Origin of the sequence: Raineyella antarctica, from assembly GCF_900092135.1 — a bacterium.
GTDB lineage: Bacteria > Actinomycetota > Actinomycetes > Propionibacteriales > Propionibacteriaceae > Raineyella > Raineyella antarctica.
In genome coordinates, this window is the sequence record NZ_FMYF01000007.1 from 137814 (window position 1) to 156465 (window position 18652).

The window sequence follows — 18652 nt, forward strand, 5'->3', positions numbered from 1 at the left end:
GTCGCCACCAGGCGTCCGGGAGACACGGGCAGCACAGGGCGCGTACGACAGTCGTACGCCACAGGCGGAGCACCCCGGAGGCAGGATGGCCAGGAGCATCTTCCAGATCGAGCTGGCCAAGGCCGTCGACCCGCTGGTGCTCGCCGTCGACATCGGATCGACCGCGAGCCGCGGCTCGCTCCACGACGCGCACGGCCGCCCGGTCGGGCAGCGGGTGAAGGTGCCGCACGCGTTCAGCACCGCCGGCGACGGCACCTCCACGATCGACCCCGACCAGGTGCTCGCCGAGGTGATCGAGATCATCGACGGGCTGGCCGCCAAGGAGCTGAAGGGCCGGATCGGCGGCGTCGCCCTGGACACCTTCGCCTCCTCGGTGATCGGCGTCGACCGCAAGGGCCTGGCCCTGACCCCCTGCTACACGTACGCCGACACCCGCTCGGCCCAGCAGGTCGCCGAACTGCGCCGCGTCGTCGACGAGGACGCCGTGCACGACCGGATCGGCGTCCGCCTGCACGCCTCCTACCTGCCCGCCCGGCTGCGCTGGCTCTCGGCGACCGACCCGCTGCTGTTCGACCGGGTGGACCGCTGGCTCTCGCTCGGTGAGTACCTGCACCTGCACCTGCTCGGGCGCACCGCCGTCGGCACCTCGACCGCCTCCTGGAGCGGCCTGCTGGACCGGCGCACCGGCAAGTGGGACGCCGAGATGCTGACCCTGTGCGGCATCTCCACCAGCCACCTGTCCTCGGTCCGCGACCCCGACCGGCCGTTGTCCGCGACGGACAACCGGCTGGACCAGCGCTGGCCGGCGCTGCGCGGGGCCAAGTGGTTCCCGGCGATCAGCGACGGACTGGGCGCCAGCGTCGGTGCCGGCGCCACGGACTCGCGTACGATCGGCGCCTCGGCCGCCACCACCGGCGCCCTGCGCGTGATGGTGTCCGGCCCGGTCGACCAGGTCCCCAGCGGATTGTGGTGCTACCGGGTCGACCGGAACCGCTCGCTGCTGGGCGGGGCGGTCAACGACGTCGGCCGCGCGGTGACCTGGGCCACCAACACCCTGGCCCTGCCGGACGAGCCACTGGTCAGCCGCGCCCTACTGGCCGACCCCACCGAGGACACCCCCTTGGTGCTGCCGTTCTTCACCGGCGAGCGCTCCACAGGTTGGGCGGCGCACGCCACCGCCCTGATGTCAGGGGTACGGATCTCCACCGAGCCGATGCAGCTCTACCGCGGCGTGCTCGAGGGCGTCGGGCTGACCTACCGGCGGATCGGTGACCAGCTGGTCACCCGAGCCCCGGGGGCCGTACGCATCCTGGCGCAGGGCCGGGTCACCCAGGACCGGCCCGAGATCCTGCAGATCCTCGCCGACGTGATGGGCCGCCCGGTGGCACCGGTGACGATCAAGCGCGCCACGCTGCACGGCTCCGCCCTGCTCGCGCTCGAGACCCTGGCCCCGAACCTGGACCGGACCCCGCCGGACATGGGGACGGTCTTCGAGCCGCACCCCCGGCGGACCGCGTACTACACCGAGCGGATGGGCAGGTTCAACGAGCTGTACGACAAGGTGATCGCCGACTCCACCCCGGCGACGTCCTGACAGTCCACCGCTGCGACGTCCTGACAGTCCACCGCTGCGACGTCCTGACAGGAGACCCCCGCGTCCACCACGATGCGTCCATGGGCACCGAAGGACACCTGGCGTACGAGGTTCGTGGCGGCACCGCACTGGTCACGATCGACCACCCGAGCCGGCGCAATGCGCTGACCCCGCAGATGTGGGCCCAGTGGGCGGAGGTGATGGGGGCGGCGACCGTCGACACCGACGTCCGGGTGGTGGTGGTCACGGGGGCCGGACAGACCTTCTGCGCAGGCGCGGACATCAGCCAGCTCGACTCGATCCACGACACCGACCTGCCGACACAGGCGCACCGGGCGATCGCCGAGTGCCCGAAGCCGACCATCGCGGCGATCAACGGCTCCTGCGTCGGCGGCGGGGTGCAGGTCGCGGCGGCCTGTGACATCCGGATCAGTGCGACGTCGGCTCGGTTCGGCGTCACCCCGGCCAACCTCGGCATCATCTACCCGACGGTGCCGCTGGAACGGCTGGTCCGACTGCTCGGCCCGGCCGCGACCAAGTACCTGATCTTCACCGCCGAACTGGTCGGCGCCGAACGCGCCCGGCACATCGGGCTGGTCGACGAGGTCGTCCCCGACGACGTGGTGCTCGACCGGGCGCTGCGGCTTGCCGACGACCTGGCGGGTCGTTCGCAGCTGACCATCCAGGCCACCAAGGACCTGGTGGACCGGATGGTCGACCGTACGCTCGAGGACGCCCGGGTCGCGGCCTGGATGGACCAGGTCGCCTCCAGCCCCGACGTGGCCGAGGGTATGGCGGCGTTCCGGGCCCGCCGCAAGCCGCAGTTCACCTGGAACGGGGCCGGGCTGCCGGAGTGAGCCCGGTCAGGCGCAGGGCCGACGCAGGGCTCAGGCCCGGGCGCCGGCGCGCCCCGGAAGCGCCCCGAAGCGGTAGCTGGAGGAGTCGACCGAGCCCATGAAGTCGGGCTCGTGGTAGATCCGCACGCCCGCCTCGTCCTCGGCGGCGCCGACGGCGACCATCAGCGGGACCAGGTGGTCCTCGGCCGGGTGCGCGGCCCGGGCACTGGGCGCGGTGTCCCAGCGCAGCAGCCGCTGCGTACGCTCCTGCGGCGATACCTCGACCACCGCCTCGGTGAGCCAGTCGCCGAACGCCTTGGAGTCGTGTGCCGCCCGGGGGCCGAAGTTGCGCAGGTTGTGGTAGCTGAACCCGCTGCCGACGATCAGCACGCCCTCGTCGCGCAAGGGGGCCAGTGCACGGCCCGCGGCGAGGTGGGCGGCCGGGTCGTACCCGCTCCTGAGCGAGAGCTGGAGGATCGGCACGTCGGCGTCGGGGTACATCACGAAGAACGGGGCGAACACGCCGTGGTCGTACCCGCGCTGGGCGTCGTAGCGGGTGGGGATGCCGGCCTCGTCGAGCAGCTGGCCGACCCTGGCCGCCACGTCGGGCGCGCCGGGCGCCGGGTACTGGATCCGGTAGGTGAAGTCGGGGAAGCCGCCGTAGTCGTAGAGCATCGGTGGGTGCGGGTTGGTCTGGACGGTGAACTCGGACTCCTCCCAGTGGCCCGAGACCGCCAGGATCGCGCGCGGTGTGACGCCGAGCTCACGCGGGATGTCCTGCAGCGACTTCTCCAGCTTGCCCATGTCGCCCGGCATCAGGTCCTTGATCCAGGGCCACGGACCGCCACCGTGGGAGACGAAGTACGTCGGCAGGCGGTCGGGCTGGTTCGGTGCGGTCATGGCGTTGCCTCCGGGTCGGGCGTGGGAGCTCCAGGAGCCCAGCGTACGCGGAGATAGTTAAAGATTCAACGCTTCAGGGCGCGGTCGCTCGCGTGTTCCCGGCCGTGCACCCTGGCCCGAGCTCTGAGGTGCCGGGCTCAGAAGTGCCGAGCTCAGAACCCCAACCCGCGCACCCGCAGCTCCTCGGCGACGACCGCCGGAATGCCCGCCTGTCCGGCGAGCCGGGGCCAGTCCCGGCGCAGCACCTGCCGCACTCCCCCGCGGTCCAGCCGGCCGAGCGCGGCCAGCGGCGTTCCCGCGGGAACGTTCCGGCACTCCAGCAGCACGTCGATCCACTCCTCCACCGGCAGCTCGCGCCAACCGGCCAGCCGGTCCCGCACGTCGGCCGCCGGGGCCGCGACCGCCGCCAGCGCCGCGTCCAGCCCCGCCACGAAGCCGGCACGGTCCGCGGCGAGCCGGGCCAGGTCTGCGGGGGCGTGGGTCCAGCCCTCCAGCCAGCCGACCACGGCTGCGGTGACGACCGGGCCCCATTCCTCGGTCAGCACCCGCCACTCGTACGCGTCCAGGGGCACGCCCAGCCCGGCCAGCGAACCGGCCAGCTTGCGGTCGGCGATCACCGGCCGGAAGTCTGCCACGTCCGCGGCGAGCGGGCGGGCGACCAGGCGGGCCAGGTTGCGGGTGTCCATGGTGGAGCAGATCACGTGCTGGGCCCGGACCTGGACGTCCTGGTCCCCCTGCACCGGCCCGAACCACGCGTACATCTGCGCGGGCAGTTCGGGGACGGCGCTCCACAGGGCGCGATAGGGCAGCCGGCGGCCGGCGCGGACGACCTCGGCCAGCCGGGTCATGCCGCGCTCGCCGGTGATCAGCCGGGCGAAGACGACCGGGCCGACGTCACCGGCCAGCAGGTCCAGGGCACGGTCGTCGACCGGGGCAGCCGGGTCGAGGGTCAGCGCGTCGAGCCGGGCGATGAACTCGTCCACGTCCGCGGCGTCGCCGTAGCGCTCGGGGTGGTCCAGGTAGCTGCGGCACAGGGCTCGCGCGCGCTCGGGGGCGGTCGGCGGGCCGGCGTCCAGGTCGACCAGCGTCGCGGGCCCGGTACTCGCGCCGAAGTCGTCGGTGACCGAGAACGGTGCCACCACGACCCCGACCCCCGGACCGGCGGTCTCGGCCGGATCGTACGGGTGGGCGACGAAGCTGGACCACCACATGTCCGCGCCGACCCGCCGTGGCAGGGCGCGGGCCAGCGCGGCGAAGGTGTCGATCGCCGTCATCCGGTCCCGGGCGCGCAGCAGCAGCGGCGTACGATCCGCCAGCCGGGCGATCAGCACGGCCAGCAGGTCGGGGGCGACGTCCCCTGGCAGCGGCTGGGTGCGCCGCGCGGTGAGTTGCAGCGCGGGCAGCGCCTCGGCATCGGGCTGTTCCTCGCGGAGCCGCAGCACGCCGTCGCGGGCCAGGTCCAGCAGGTCGGTCGCACCCTGGCGGCCGGACGGGTCGAGGACGCAGTGCGCGGTGAAGGTGCCGGGACGCCCGACCCGGCCCAGGTAGACCTTGGAGACCAGGATGGTGCCGTACGCGGTGGGGTGCGCCTCGAGCCCGCCGGGGGGCTCGGTGCCGCGCATCACCTCGGCGTCCGAGCCGCGCGGCAGGAACGTACGGGCCTGGTCCGGCAGCCACGGCTGCCCGTCGACCAGCGGCCATCCCGGGGAGGCGCCGAGCACGCCCAGCCCGTTGCTGGTCGGCGCCCAGCCGACCACCGCCTGCTGGATCTCAGCCACCGTAGGTCCCCTGCCCGGCCACCGACTCGGTGTCGCGGTGGTAGCTGGCGGCGGCACCCTCGAGCAGCCCCATGTCGTGCAGCAGGCCGAGCAGCGGTTCGTGCACCCGGATCGGGGCGATCCGTTCGAACAGGCCGAGGTTGTTGACCGCACAGCCGGTGGCCGAGACCGCGTGGTAGCGGGTCAGCAGCGAGAACCGCCCGACCTCGGCGAGGATGGCCTGGCCGTGCGCGGCGAGGAGGTCGTACGGCCAGCGGGACTGGCGGGCCAGGTAGCCCTCCTCGTTGCCGTAGAAGCCGGGGTCGAGCGGGATCGACTGGCCGGGGTGCGGCCGGCGGGCCTCCAGCGCGGCGAGCTCGTCGCACTTGGCCACCACGACGGCTGTCGGGATGGGGTCCCGGCGGCGTTCCAGGACTGTCCGGGTCGACTGCAGCGCGGCGACGACGGTGCCGGCGCCGGGCGCGGTGGCCCCCTCGATGCCCTCCGGCAGCGCGAAGCCCGAGCCTGGCGCGAAGGCGAGGTTGACCGGCGAGCAGAACACCAGGGCCCCGGCCATCACGGTCAGGTACGGGTTGAGGTCGGCGCTGGAGCGGGCATCGCGGTAGCCCTCCCCCGCGGCATCGAAGAACAACAGGTTCACGTCGTCCTCGGGCGCCCAGTCGCGGTGCATCCGCACCACCAGCGGGGACGTACGCTCCAGCCGGGTCTGCTCGGGGGGACGGCGCATCGCCAGCGGGGTGACGTAGTCGCGCTGGTAGACGGCCCGGGAGTGCTCCTCGACGGTGAACGTCAGCCCCATCGGGGCCAGGTCGGTCATCCCGACGATGCGGTGCAGCAGGACGGCCAGGTAGGTCGACTTCGAGACCGAGGAGGGGCCGACCAGCCCGATCGGGACGGTCTCGCGGCGCAGGAACTCGGCCGGCATCCGGTGGCCCTGGGGGCAGCGGTGGTGCACCCCGAGCCGGAGCATCTCCAGGTGCTCGCGGCGCTCCCGGTCCCGGTCCCGGCCGGTGGCCCCGAGCAGCGCGCGCACGGCGCGAGCGACCCGCTGGGGCACCGAGACCCGCGGCGGTTCCCACGCCTCGCTCTGCGCGTTGTACGCGGTGAACTGGCTCGCCCGGTAGTGGACGGCGCACTGGGGGCACAGGTAGCGGGCCATCAGGGCAGCACCACCCAGAGGGTGACCAGCAGGACGACGGCCAGTCCGACCAGCCGCAGCACCCGGGTGCGGGTACGGAACCGGGCCAGGGCGCGCTGGTGCTCCAGCCGGGCGACCCGGCGGCGCTCGGCCTCCTCGAAGGTGGGCAGGGTCATGGGAACAGCAACCTCCCGAGAGAGAGCAGGACGATCCCGACGAGCATGCCGACCACCGCGGCCGCCGCGACGGTGGCGACCAGGTAACCGGCCCAGTGCCACGGCCCGAACTCCTGCGCACCGAGGTACCCGCGGGCGGTGACCATCTGGCGCCACCAGCCACCCAACTGGGCGGGGACCGAGTCCGGGTCGGCGGTGTCGACGGGCAGGGCACGGACCGGACGGACGAGCGGCAGCGGTGGTGGCTCGCGACCGGGCAGCGAGGTGGTGACGTCCAGCGGCATGGGCAGGGCCGTGGTCGGGGCGACCCGGGTCCGGTCAGCGCCGGGATCGACGCTCCGGGAGGTGCCGCCGCCGGGGTACCGATCCGCGGCGTGGCCGGCGACGCCGTCCGTCCACGGCTCGGCCACCAGTCCGTACGCGCGCATGGCGGTCTGGTCGGGATCGTACGGCTCGGCGGCCACCGGCGCGCCCGGGCCGGCGAGCGGGGCGGGCCCGCGCACCGGCAGCTGGAAGCTCGCGGTCGGAGCCTCGACCGGAGCAGCCGGGCGGGGCGGGGCGACCGGGGTCAGCCGGTCCAGCAGCGCGCGGGCGCTGGGGCGGTTGTCGGAACGGACGGTCAGCGCCAGCCGGATGCACTCACGCAGGGTCGGGTCGGTGACCGCGGCCAGCAGGTGCTCGTCGGCGGACCGGCCGGTCCCGTACGCGTCCTCGTACGCCCTCGGGTCATTGACGGCGGTGACGAACGGGTGCCGGTTCGGGGCGTACATGTCCAGCGCGGTCAGGCCCCACGAGAACACGTCGGAGGCGCGGTCGATCTGCGGGGAGAGGAAGTGCTCGGGGCTGGCGAACTGCAGCGTGGCATGCCGGTAGGCCGGGCCGTTGTCGCCCGTCGCGCCGCCGGACTCGTAGTCGATCAGCTCGACGCCCGAGATCGTGGTGCCCTCCACCCGGACGATCACGTTCGCGGGCTTGATGTCGCCGTGGAAGAGCGGGTTGCCGTTGTACGTACGGGTGTGCAGCTCCACGATCCTGGCCAGCACCATCCGGGCGAGCAGCACCTCGTTGCCGGCCAGGCCGCCGGAGGACCGGGTCTGGGTGAGGGTGAGGCCGTGGATGTAGCGCCGGATCACCCACGCGTAGCCGTCGCCGACGCCGGTCGCCGGCACGCCCTCGAAGAGCAGTCCGTTGCGGCGGGCGGCCTCCTCCTCGTTGGCGAGCAGCCGGGCGGCCTGGACCGGCACCGTCGCCACGCCTGGCGGCACCGCGATCACCTTGACCACGAACGCCTCGGGCATCTGGTCGGGGCGCATCTGGCCCCAGAACCCCAGGAACGGGGTGAGCTTCTGCTGGTCGATCGGAGACAAGGCCGGGCGGAGCCGGCGGGTCAGGTCGATCACCGGCTGCCGGCCGGCGGCATCGACCAGTTCGGCCGGGTCGTCGGAGCGGGGCCCGAAGAGCACACCGGTGGCCTCGACGGTCGTCATCGGCGGCTGGGCCACTGTCCGCTCCCTCCCCTGCGCGTGTGTCGGCTCCAACCAGTCTAGGGACGCCGGCCAGCGCATCCTGCCCCGCGCGGATCCCATGGGGCACTTCCGGGGGGTGCTGGGGGACATCCCCCGCGCCTTTCGGGGCCGGTCGGGTGCCTGTCCGGAGTGCGGCACGTGCCTGTCCGGGGTACGGCAGGGGTGATCGGTGCGGCAAGAGGGGGCGGTGGTGGACGGTCCGGCGCGACTCACATGGCAGCGGGAGAACCGGCACAGAACCGGCACAGGATCCGGGAGTGCTCTTGAAGCATGCAGTCGCCAGCGTCTCGTATCCCCCGCCCGATCGGCTCCGATCCCGGTGCCGCCTCGTCGGCGTACGCCACCCGTGCCGCCGGTCCTGCCGCCACCGTCCGTGACGAGTACGGCACCCGCCCGAACGACACCCGCCACTACGGCCCCCAGCGCTCCGCCACCCCCACCCGCAGTTCGATCGACCAGCGCGGCACCAACGAGATCGCCCTCTCGCTTCCCGCACAGGCCGACCAGGACAACCTCCGCGCCCGTCGGGCCACCCGGTTCCTGGCCATGGTCGGGGCGATCGGTGGAGTGGTGCTCGGCCTGACCATCCAGGCCGTGTTCCCTCTCACCGGCACCCTGTCCAACCTGATCTACGCCGTCTCGGTGCTGGCCGCCTCGATCGGCACGTACGGCGTGCTGATCCTGCTGCTGCTGATCGCCCGGCTGCCGGTGCTGGAACGCGCCATCGGCCAGGACCACCTGGTCACCTGGCACAAGCGCATCGCCCCCTGGTCGATGTCGCTGGTCTTCGCGCACATCATCCTGGTCGTCACCAGCTACGGCATGGACGCCAAGGTGAACTGGTTCGCCGAGATGTGGAGCCTGGTGACGAAGACGCCGTGGATCCTGCCCGCGCTGGCCGGCACCGCCGCGATCATCGCCGCCGGGTACACCTCGTGGAAGCGGGTCCGGCGCACCATCAAGCACGAGACCTGGTGGACCATCCACCTGTACACCTACCTGGGCATCGCCCTGGCGTTCGCGCACCAGATCACCTCCGGTGGCCCGTTCCTGTCCGGCTGGTCCCGGGCCATGTGGATCGGCCTGTACGTGGCGGTGTTCGGCGCGATCATCGCCTACCGGGTGGTACTGCCGATCGTCCGCTCGCTGCGCCACGACCTCAAGGTCGCCATGGTGGTCCAGGAGGCCCCCGGCGTGACCAGCGTGTGGGTCCGCGGCCGCCGGCTGGCCGGACTGGGCGCCAGCCACGGGCAGTTCTTCAACTGGCGCTTCCTGCACCCCGGCCTGGGCTACGAGGCGCACCCGTACTCGATCTCGGCGATCCGCGGCGACATGATGCGGATCACCGTGAAGGCCCTGGGTGACGCCTCCGCCACGATGGCCCAGCTGCCGGCCGGCACCCGCGTGCTGGTCGAGGGCCCGTACGGGGCGGTCACCCCGGGCCGGGTCGCCCCCGACGGCGAGGACCGTACGCGTCGCACCGTGCTGATCGCCGGTGGCGTCGGGATCGGCCCGGTCGTGGCACTGGCCGAACGGCTGGCCGGAGAGGCCCGGCTCGACGTGATCTACCGGGCCGGCTCGATGGAGTCGATGGCCCACCGCGACGAGCTCTGGGCGCTGCAGTCCCACCCCGGGGTGAAGGTCCACCTGATGCCGGGCCACCGCCACGCCTACCCGCTCAGCCCCGAGCACCTGCGCGCCACCGTCGGACGCCTGGACGACGCCCAGGTGTACGTCTGCGGGCCGGCCACCCTGAACGAGCAGGTGGTCGCCTCGGCCCGCCAGATCGGAGCCCGGCCGGCCAACATCCACCACGAAGTCTTCGACCTGTGAGGCAACGATGAAGAAGGCAGTCACCACGGTCCTCGTCACCGGGGCCACCATCGCCGGCGTCGCCGGAGTGCTGGTGCTGAACCCGCGGACGCCCTCCCTCACCGCGGGAACCGGCACCGGCACCCAGGTCAGCCCGGACCGGGCCCAGCTCCGCGGAGCCAGCGGTGCCGGCCAGGCCCGGCCCGCCCTCCCCAACTCCGGGTCCGACCCGGAGGGCGAGAGCGAGGAGCACGGCTCCACCTCCTCCGGCTCGACCGGCTCGGGCTCGGTATCCTCCGGCTCCAGCTCGTCGGGGTCCTCGTCCTCCGGCTCCTCCGGCTCCGGCTCGTCATCCTCTGGTTCGTCCGCCTCGGGTTCGGCCTCCTCGGGTTCCGGCTCCGGCTCGAGCAGCTCCGGATCCACCTCGACCAGCACGAAGACGTACACCGGCTCCAGCTACTCCTCCCCGTACGGCCCGATGCAGGTCTCGATCAGCGTCGCCGGCGGCAAGATCTCCGACATCCAGTGGCAACAGGTCCCGATGAACGACGGGCACTCCGCGCGGATCAACAGCTACGCCGCGCCGCTGCTGGTCCAGCAGGCCCTGGCCGCCCAGTCCGCCACCGTCGACGGGGTCTCCGGCGCCAGCTACACCACCGAAGGCTTCCGAATGTCCCTCCAGTCCGCGATCCAGAAGGCAGGCCTGTGATGACCCAGCGCACCGACTCCCCGAGCAACGACTCCCCGAGCAACAAGACCCCCGGCAACGAGACCCCCGGCAACGAGACCCCCGGCAACGAGACCCCGACCGTCACCCAGCGCCGCCCCGCCGGCCGCCGCTACACCCACCTGCAGGAGATGTGGGGAACAGTGGTGGTGATCGACCTGGTCGAGGACCCCGACGAGTGGCCGGCCGACGAGGTGCTGGAGGGTGCGATCACCGAGGCAGTGGAACTGATGCGGTGGGTCGACCGGGTGTTCTCCACCTATCGGCAGACCTCCCTGGTCAGTGCGCTGCGCGCCGGCCGGCTGGCCGAGTCCGACCTGGACGCCGGTGACCCGGACCAGGCGTCGCTGATGGAGGTCATCGCCGCCTGCCGCTGGGGTCGTACGCTGACCGCCGGCCGGTTCGACCCGTGGGCGGCGCCGGGCGGGTTCGACCCGTCGGGCTATGTCAAGGGCTGGGCCGCCGAACTGGTCGCCGACCTACTGGTCGGGCGCGGCTTCGGGAACGTCTCGGTCAACGCCGGCGGCGACGTCGTCACTCGCGGCCGCCCGGCCCCCGGCGAGGCCTGGCGGATCGGCATCCGCCACCCCGACGACCCCGAAGCGATCATCGGCGTGGAGGAGGTCACCGACGGTGCCGTCGCCACCTCGGGGGCGTACGAGCGCGGCGACCACATCGTCGACCCGGCCACCGGCCTGCCCGCCACGGGCGCCCGGTCCGCCACGGTCGTGGCCCCGCACGCCGGCCTGGCCGAGATCCTGTCCACGGCGCTGGTCGTGGGCGGACGCGACGGTGCCATCTGGGTGGCCAGCCAGCACGGCTGTCGCGCCCACGTCGTCGACCCGGCGCCCGCGATGACCGCCTGGTCCACCTCCTGGATCGGCGACCGGCTGCAGGCCGTCGGCTGACCCACTCCGTGGTCAGTGCCCGGCGTACACCCGTACCTGCTGGGCCTTGACCACGAACCACAGTCGTCGCCCCGGCGCGACCGCCAGGTCAGCGGCCGCCGCAGGGGTGATGTCCGCGGCGAGGCGTACGGACCGTCCCCCTTCCGGGACGTACGCCTCGCCGCGGGAAACCCCATCGCGCACAGCGGTCACCGTAGGAGCCACACCCCCTGCCGGACCCTGCGCAACGGCACCGTACGAGCCGACACCGTGCGCAATCACCCGCAACTGGCCGCCCAGGGGTTCCATTCCGGCGACCTCGACCGGCCAGCAGTTGCGCGGGCTGCCGTGCGGTGCCTCGCGATGGAGACTGACCGCCGCCGGATCCACCAGGGCCAACGCCGTGGCCCCGGGTCCGGCGGCGGTGTCGTCCTGCCACAGCCCTGCGACCGGGCCCAGCGCGGTAGCGATCACCACCGCATCGCCGCGGTGGACTTCTCCGCCGGCGTCCGCGTCGAGCTCGCCGGCCAACGTTCCCTCCAGCAGGACCCGACCGGCCAGGTGCGCCGCGAACCGGCTGCGCGGGCTCTCCACCAGTTCCCGCACCGGCCGGTCCTCGACCACCCGCCCCGCCTCCAGCACCACCGCCCGGTCCGCCAGCGTCACCACGTCGACCAGGTCGTGGGTGACGACCAGGGCCGTACGACCCGCCAGAACCCGGCGCAGCAGGGCTCGCAACTGGGGGGCCACCGCGACGTCGAGGGCGGCGAACGGCTCGTCCAGCAGCAGCACCTCCGGGTCGGCGGCCAGCGCGCGGGCGATCGCGACCCTTTGGGCCTGGCCGCCCGACAGCTGCCCGGGACGACGATCGGCGAACTGGCCGGCATCGACCGCCTCCAGCCATTCACGGGCCCGCTCCTCGGAGTGCGCCCGGCGCACGCCTGCCGCACGGGGGGCGAAGGCGACGTTGTCGAGCACGCTGAGGTGCGGGAACAACAGCGCATCCTGCGACAGCAGCGCGACCCGGCGCCGGTGCGCCGGCAGCCCGGTGACGTCACGGCCACCGATCGCCACGCTCCCGGCCGTAGGGGCGAGGGTGCCGGACAACAGGGCCAGCAGGGTGGACTTGCCGGCGCCGTTGGGCCCGAGCACCGCCACGACCTGTCCGTCGGGCACGTCGAGGGTGACCTGCAGGTGGCGCGGGGCCAGCGCCACGTCGATACGTACGTCAGCCACGCCGGTCCCCCGCTGCCGGTCCGGACAGTGCGCGGGCGCCGACGGCCAGCACCACCAGAGCGCCGATCGCGACCAGGACCAGCGAGAGGGCGACTGCCGCGGCCGGGTCGACCTCGCGCTGCAGGTAGACCTCCAGCGGCAGGGTCCGGGTGGTGCCCTGCAGCGACCCGGCGAAGGTCAGCGTCGCGCCGAACTCCCCCAGCGCCCGCGCGAAGGCCAACACCGTGCCCGAGACCAGCCCGGGCCCGACGAGCGGCAGCGTGATCCGGCGCAGCACCGTGCCGGGGGACGCGCCGAGGGTGGCGGCGACCCGTTCGTACGCCTCGGTGCCGGTGCGCAGCGCGCCCTCCAGCGAGATGACCAGGAACGGCATCGCCACGAACGTCTGGGCCAGCACCACGGCGGCGGTGGAGAAGGCGATCCGGATCCCGAACGCCTCCAGTGCGCCGCCGAGCAGGCCGGTGCGCCCGTACGTGAGCAGCAGCGCCAGGCCACCGACCACCGGCGGCAGGACCAGGGGCAGCAGCACGACCGCCCGGACCAGGCGGTGCCCGGGGAAGTCACCGCGGGCCAGCACCACCGCGAGCGGGATGCCCAGGACAAGGCTGAGCAGGGTCGCCGCGGCGGCCGTACGCAGCGAGAGGCCGAGCGCGACGAGGGCGGACTGCGACGTGACCAGGGTCCAGAAGTTCGGCCAGTCGGCGGCGATCGCCATCGCGGCGACCGGCAGCACGAGGAACAGCACGCCGGCCGCGGCGGGGGCCCAGATCCAGGGCGGGACGGCGTAGCGGTCGAGGCGGGGCGCGATGCGATGGGGATGGGCCCCGCCGGGACGGACTCCGCCGGGACGGACTCCGCGGGGACGGACTCCGCGGGGACGGACTCCGTCGGGCCCAATCGGTGGGGGCTCGCGGGTCACGGCCGACCGAACCCTGCCTTCTGCAGGACTGCCTGGCCTTCCGCACCGGTCACGTACGAGACGAACTGGTCGGCGAGCTCGGCACGGTTGCTGGAGAGGGCCGCTGCCGTGACGCCGATCGGGTAGCGGTTGGGGGTCTGGTCGATGCCGAGCGGAACGCCCGTTCCGGTCCGGGTAGCCTCGGCCTTCGCAACGTCGGTGGTGTAGACCACTGCAGCGTCGGCCTGCCCGGAGGTGACCTTGCCGGCGGTGTCGGTGACGTTCGGCTCCTCGCTCACCGGCGTGATGGAGATGCCGGCCGCCTGGAGGGTCCGCTGGGTCGCAGCACCGCACGGAACCTGGGGAGCGCAGACGACCAGCTGGACGTCCGGATGGGCCAGGTCGCGTGCCCCCACGATACCGAGCGGGTTGCCGGGTCGGACCAGGATGGCCAGCTCGTTGGTCGCGAACAGCCTCGGTTGTGGGACCAGTGCCTTGTCGGTGGCCTGCTTCATGGTTCGCTCGTCGGCGGTGGCCAGGACGTCAGCGGGGGCGCCGGCGGCGAGCTGGCTGACGAGGTCCGAGGAACCGGCATAGCTGAACTTCACGTCGCTGCCCGGATGGGCGGACTCGAAGGCCGCCCCGATCTGGTCGAACGGCCCGGCCAGGGAGGCTGCGGCGAAGACGGTGATCTGCTGCCCGGCGACGAAGGACGGTGTCGGCTCGGGCGCGGAACTGGTCGAGGAGGTGGCGCATCCGGCCAGCGCTGCCAGGCCGAGTCCCGCCAGCGCCAGCCCGGCGAGCACGGTGGCGGGGCGCCGGGAGGCAGGTCGTACGATCATGGGCTCACCCTAGAGGAGCGCCTCGGCCGGCCCGGCCGGAGGGCGAGGGGCCGCCAGTCGCGGCGCCAGTCGCGGCGCCGATCGCCGGCGCCAGTCGCGGCGCCAGTCGCGGCGCCGATCGCCGGCGCCGGTCGCCGGCGAAGCAACGGACCCGTACGTCGGGCGGCCTTCCAAGAACTGTCAGAGCCATCCCGGAGCCTTGGGACCAGAAGCGATCGTACGTGAACGTGGGGGGACGTCATGTGGGACTGGTCAGAGGATGCGGGGGCCGATCGAATGCCCAGGGACCGAGCAGAGGACCTGGGGATGGGGATCCAGGGGGCTGCGACGGCGCAGGCGCGGTGCGACGCGACGCTGGTGGAGTTGGTGGCGCAGTTCGACGAGGGGTCCGGCTGGGGATGGTTCGAGGGTGTCACCTCGTGTGCGCACTGGCTCGCGTGGGCATGTTCGATGAGTCCGGGCACGGCTCGGGAGCACGTACGGGTCGCCCGCGCCCTCCGGTCCATGCCGATGGTCGCGGCGCGGTTCGCCGATGGGGAGCTGACGTTCTCCAAGGTCCGTGAGCTGTCCCGCCTTGTCGGTCGGGTAGACGAGGCCGAGTTGTGCCAACTGGCACTCGACCAGACGGCCTCACAGTTGGCCCGAACGATCCAGTCGTACCGTGCGCACGCAGGAACGCACATGCAGCAGCTGGAGCGACGCCGGCTCTCCTGGAAGGACACCGAGGAGGGAATGGTGCGCCTCAGTGTCACCCTCCTGCCGGAGGAGGCGGCAGTGGTACGCGGAGCGTTGGAGGCCGCAACGGACCGGCAGCGCGACGCCTTGTCCTCACCCGATCCAGACGCCGACAGCAAGGCAGCGCCGACCGGCAGATCCGGGAAACGGTCCAGCGGGGAAGTGCCCGGGACGAGCACCGGGGAACGCGGCGCGGCCCGTACCGAGGAGGGAGCCGAGGCCAGTACCGAGGAGGAAGGCGAGGCCAGTACCGAGGAGGAAGGCGAGGCCAGTACCGAGGAGGAAGGCGATGACCCGGCGCCCGCTCGGATCGACCCGGTGGCGGGGCTGTGCGCCGTCGCCCGCTGCTACTTGGATGCCACGCCGACCAGCGCCACCGACGACCCGGACCTGGTCGTGATCCACGTCGGTCTGGAGTCCCTGGCCACTCCTGCAGCCACATCCGCAACGACCACGGCATCCGCCACGGCCACGGCATCCGCAACGACCACGGCATCCGCAACGACCACCACCGCTCCGCCTTCCACCACAGAAGGGAACGACGGGACGTCCGATGGCTCGACGGACGTTCCCGCGGGAACGTCCCGGGGCGCAGCTGCAGGTCGGGCAGAGCGAGCCTGGATCGAGCGCGGCGGCCCGATCGAGGCGGAGACGGCTGCCCGTCATGTCTGTGACGCCCCGCTGCTGGGGCTGATCCTTGACCGCAACGGCGATGTCCTGGCCATGGGCCGGAGCCGCCGGCTCGCCTCACCGTCCCAACGGCGTGCACTACGAGTGCGCGACGGCGCCTGCCGGTTCCCCGGCTGCAGCCAGCACCGCCGCCTCATCCCTCACCACATCATTCCCTGGGCCCTCGGCGGCGCCACCGACCTATCCAACCTGGTCCTGTTGTGCCAAGCCCACCACACGTATGTGCATGAGGGCGGCGTGGCCCTGACCGGCCGCCCGGGTGCCTGGGTCTTCACCCTCCCCGACGGCCAGGTCATCAGTACCGGCGATCATCCCGACGCCGACACGGTCGAGCAGATCGTTCAGCACGCTGCCCGGGCGGCCGCAACCCAGCCCGATCGCATCTTCCCGGCCGAGGCGGGCCAAGGTTTCCGACTGCACGAATGCGTCCAACGGCTGTTCGACATCGAACTGCCGGACGACCTTCCGGTGGCAGCCTGAGCACCCCGGCCCCCGGCCCCCGGCCCCTTGGCACCTCACCACCGGGTCGGGGCGCCAGGACGTACGCGGCGCGGCCCACCCGTACACCGGCGCGCAGCCCACCCGTACACCGGCGCGCAGCCCACCCGTACGCCAGCCCCCGGCCCTGCGCTCTGGAACACTGGCGGCATGGCGGAACGATGGCGTGCGCACGACCTTGTCGACCTCGTGGTGGACCCCGGCTCCTGGGAATCCTGGGACCAGCCGATCGACGTGACCGGCTACCCGGATGACTACCGCGAGCAGGTGCTGCGTGCCCGGGAGAAGTCCGGCATGGACGAGGCGGTGATCACCGGTCGCGCGACCATCGAGGGCCGGACTGCGGCGTTCATCGTCGGGGACTTCCGGTTCCTTGGCGGTTCGATCGGCCGCGACACCTCGGTCCGGATCGAGGCCGCCGTACGCCGCGCCACCACCCAGGGGCTGCCGCTGATCGCCTCGACGTCCTCGGGTGGCACCCGGATGCAGGAGGGTACCCCTGCCTTCGTCACGATGGTCTCGATCTCGCGGGCGATCATCGCGCACAAGGACGCCGGCCTGCCCTACATCGTGTACCAGCGCCACCCCACGACCGGCGGCGTCTTCGCCTCCTGGGGGTCGCTGGGCCACATCACCGTCGCCGAGCCGGAGGCGATGATCGGCTTCCTCGGCCCGCGGGTGTATGAGGTGCTCAACGACCGTCCCTTCCCCGAGGGCGTCCAGGTCGCCGAGAACCTCGTCGACCACGGCATCATCGATGCGATCGTCCGGCCCGAACACCTGCGCCAGGTCGCGGCGACGGCCCTGCGGGTGCTGACCCCGGTCGACCTCGGCGAACCCCACGAGAAGGGCACTCCCCCCGCGCTGCCCCCGCGCCCCGGCTCGGTCTGGGACGCGATCGAGGCCACCCGCCGCGATGACCGGCCCGGGATCCGCGAGGTCCTGCGCCACGGCGCGACCGACGTCCTTCCGCTTTCCGGGACCGGTGCCGAGCACGGCCCGGGCCTGTACCTCGCACTGGCCCGCCTCGACGGGCTACCCTGCGTCGTCGTCGGCCAGGACCGGCACATCCAGATGACCGGCGGCCCGCTCGGACCGGCCGGTCTGCGCGCCGCGCAGCGCGGCATCCGCCTGGCCGAGATGCTCGGCCTGCCGCTGGTCTGCGTGGTCGACACCCCCGGGGCCGATCTGTCGCCCGAGGCCGAGGAGGGGGGCCTGGCCGGCGAGATCTCCCGAACCCTGGCCTGGCTGTCACGTACGACGGTGCCCTCGGTCTCGATCATCCTGGGCCAGGGCACCGGCGGTGGTGCGCTGGCGATGCTGCCGGCCGACCGGATCATCGCGATGGAGAACGGCTGGCTGGCGCCGCTGCCGCCCGAGGGTGCCAGCGCGATCATGTTCAAGGACGGTGACCACGCCGCCGAGCTGTCCGAGCAGCAGCGTGTCGGCGCCCACCAACTGCTGGAGGACGGGATCATCCACCGGATCGTCCCCGAGCCGGCCGATCCTGCTGCGGATCCGCGCGGGTTCGCCCAAGCCGTGGTGGCGGCGGTCACCGAGGAGTTGCGGGAGGTCGCGGCGCGCAAGGAGCACTGGAAGGCGGGCGCACGGCCCTGACGATTCTGACAATTCAGCCCTCGGCTGCCGTCCTCAAGGAGTTGCCCACGGAGCCCCCCACGGAGTTCCTCACGGGGTGGTGGTGAAGACCACGTCGACCCAGTTGTTGCTGGACCGCCAGGACTTGGTCGGGAAGGTACCCGCCGTGCCGTACGCATACACCCCGTTGGGACCGTCGAGCCCATCACGCAACGCGTGCAACGGCGCCGAATCCACCCCCGCGGCAGCAAAAGCACCAGCATCCTGCGCATACAACCCCGTCGGAGTGTGGTACGACGCCACATACGTCACCCCCGCCTTCACCGGAACAGGCTGGGCGAACCGCACCTCCTGCCACCCCGAAGCCGACTCATTGGTGAACACCGCCGACGCCAACCGCGTCCCCGACAACGACCACAGATCCCCGGTATGGATCCCCGTGTTCCGCGGCCCCTTCCAGAACCGGACCCCCGCGACAAACCCGTCAGTGTCGGAACGGAACTTCACCCCCAACTCCACCGCCCGACGATCGTTGTCCTCCTGATTCACCGGCACCGCACTCGCCGACCAGATCGAACACGGACACGCCACCGGCACAGCCGTGGTGAAACTCCACGACACATCACCCGCCAACGCATTACCCGCCAGATCCTTCACCCGCGGATCCGTCGACCCACCCCTCACCGTCGCCGTATACACCGTCCCCGACACCAACGGCGCCGACGGCACCAACATCGCCGTCCGCGACCCCGCATCATAGGAAACAGTCCCCGCCACAACCGC

At 72.6% G+C, this 18652-nt stretch carries 16 protein-coding genes; 7 read left to right on the forward strand and 9 right to left on the reverse strand.

The features are described from left to right. Positions 1–85: 85 nt before the first annotated feature. Positions 86–1594, forward strand: coding sequence for a gluconokinase (locus tag GA0111570_RS11915; RefSeq protein ID WP_092611328.1), 1509 nt, complete (start codon positions 86–88; stop codon positions 1592–1594). 80 nt (positions 1595–1674) lie between these two features. Then, a complete protein-coding gene (locus GA0111570_RS11920; RefSeq protein ID WP_092611331.1) occupies positions 1675–2451 on the forward strand; it encodes an enoyl-CoA hydratase/isomerase family protein in 777 nt (258 codons plus the stop codon). A 30-nt stretch (positions 2452–2481) separates the two neighbouring features. Here the strand turns inward: GA0111570_RS11920 and GA0111570_RS11925 are convergent, their stop codons facing one another. From GA0111570_RS11925 to GA0111570_RS11940, 5 genes are all read right to left on the reverse strand, one after another. Next, positions 2482–3330 carry a DODA-type extradiol aromatic ring-opening family dioxygenase gene (locus GA0111570_RS11925; protein WP_092611334.1) on the reverse strand — a complete coding sequence of 283 codons (849 nt, stop codon included), beginning with the start codon at positions 3328–3330 and terminating at the stop codon, positions 2482–2484. 152 nt (positions 3331–3482) lie between these two features. After that, positions 3483–5108, reverse strand: coding sequence for a hypothetical protein (locus GA0111570_RS11930; RefSeq protein ID WP_092611337.1), 1626 nt, complete (start codon positions 5106–5108; stop codon positions 3483–3485). Continuing rightward, positions 5101–6267 (reverse strand): hypothetical protein, encoded by a 1167-nt coding sequence (locus GA0111570_RS11935; protein ID WP_092611340.1) that lies wholly within the window; start codon positions 6265–6267, stop codon positions 5101–5103. Before GA0111570_RS11935 ends, GA0111570_RS11930 begins: the two co-directional genes overlap by 8 nt. Then, positions 6267–6422 carry a hypothetical protein gene (locus GA0111570_RS17695; protein WP_175557468.1) on the reverse strand — a complete coding sequence of 52 codons (156 nt, stop codon included), beginning with the start codon at positions 6420–6422 and terminating at the stop codon, positions 6267–6269. Before GA0111570_RS17695 ends, GA0111570_RS11935 begins: the two co-directional genes overlap by 1 nt. Further along, positions 6419–7924 carry a protein kinase domain-containing protein gene (locus GA0111570_RS11940; RefSeq protein ID WP_092611343.1) on the reverse strand — a complete coding sequence of 502 codons (1506 nt, stop codon included), beginning with the start codon at positions 7922–7924 and terminating at the stop codon, positions 6419–6421. The genes GA0111570_RS17695 and GA0111570_RS11940 overlap by 4 nt, the downstream gene beginning before the upstream one ends. Before the next feature lie 294 nt (positions 7925–8218). On the opposite strand from GA0111570_RS11940, the gene GA0111570_RS11945 reads away from it, so the two are divergent. Genes GA0111570_RS11945 through GA0111570_RS11955 form a run of 3 tightly spaced genes read left to right on the forward strand, consistent with a single transcriptional unit; the run spans position 8219 to position 11395 of the window. Continuing rightward, complete coding sequence (locus tag GA0111570_RS11945; protein ID WP_092611346.1) at positions 8219–9781, forward strand: ferredoxin reductase family protein; 1563 nt, start codon at positions 8219–8221, stop codon at positions 9779–9781. Between the two features lie 7 nt (positions 9782–9788). Beyond that, positions 9789–10469 carry an FMN-binding protein gene (locus GA0111570_RS11950; RefSeq protein WP_092611349.1) on the forward strand — a complete coding sequence of 227 codons (681 nt, stop codon included), beginning with the start codon at positions 9789–9791 and terminating at the stop codon, positions 10467–10469. After that, positions 10469–11395, forward strand: a complete 927-nt coding sequence (locus GA0111570_RS11955) for an FAD:protein FMN transferase (RefSeq protein WP_092611352.1) — start codon at positions 10469–10471, stop codon at positions 11393–11395. Before GA0111570_RS11950 ends, GA0111570_RS11955 begins: the two co-directional genes overlap by 1 nt. Before the next feature lie 12 nt (positions 11396–11407). On the opposite strand, the gene GA0111570_RS18280 is transcribed toward GA0111570_RS11955, so the two are convergent. From GA0111570_RS18280 to modA, 3 genes are all read right to left on the reverse strand, one after another. Then, positions 11408–12610 carry a sulfate/molybdate ABC transporter ATP-binding protein gene (locus tag GA0111570_RS18280; RefSeq protein WP_092611356.1) on the reverse strand — a complete coding sequence of 401 codons (1203 nt, stop codon included), beginning with the start codon at positions 12608–12610 and terminating at the stop codon, positions 11408–11410. Then, positions 12603–13355: an ABC transporter permease gene (locus GA0111570_RS11965; protein WP_245703175.1), complete on the reverse strand. Its 753-nt coding sequence runs from the start codon at positions 13353–13355 to the stop codon at positions 12603–12605. Before GA0111570_RS11965 ends, GA0111570_RS18280 begins: the two co-directional genes overlap by 8 nt. Before the next feature lie 170 nt (positions 13356–13525). Next, the gene (gene modA / locus GA0111570_RS11970; RefSeq protein ID WP_092611359.1) at positions 13526–14350 is read right to left on the reverse strand and encodes a molybdate ABC transporter substrate-binding protein; all 825 of its coding nucleotides are present in this window, start codon (positions 14348–14350) and stop codon (positions 13526–13528) included. Between the two features lie 306 nt (positions 14351–14656). Here modA and GA0111570_RS11975 point away from each other — a divergent pair, with 306 nt between their 5' ends. Next, a complete protein-coding gene (locus tag GA0111570_RS11975; RefSeq protein WP_175557469.1) occupies positions 14657–16255 on the forward strand; it encodes an HNH endonuclease signature motif containing protein in 1599 nt (532 codons plus the stop codon). Positions 16256–16423: 168 nt separating this feature from the next. Beyond that, the gene (locus tag GA0111570_RS11980; protein ID WP_092611365.1) at positions 16424–17890 is read left to right on the forward strand and encodes a carboxyl transferase domain-containing protein; all 1467 of its coding nucleotides are present in this window, start codon (positions 16424–16426) and stop codon (positions 17888–17890) included. 69 nt (positions 17891–17959) lie between these two features. On the opposite strand, the gene GA0111570_RS11985 is transcribed toward GA0111570_RS11980, so the two are convergent. Continuing rightward, positions 17960–18652: DUF4082 domain-containing protein (locus GA0111570_RS11985; RefSeq protein ID WP_139283233.1), on the reverse strand; the 693-nt coding region annotated here is incomplete at its 5' end.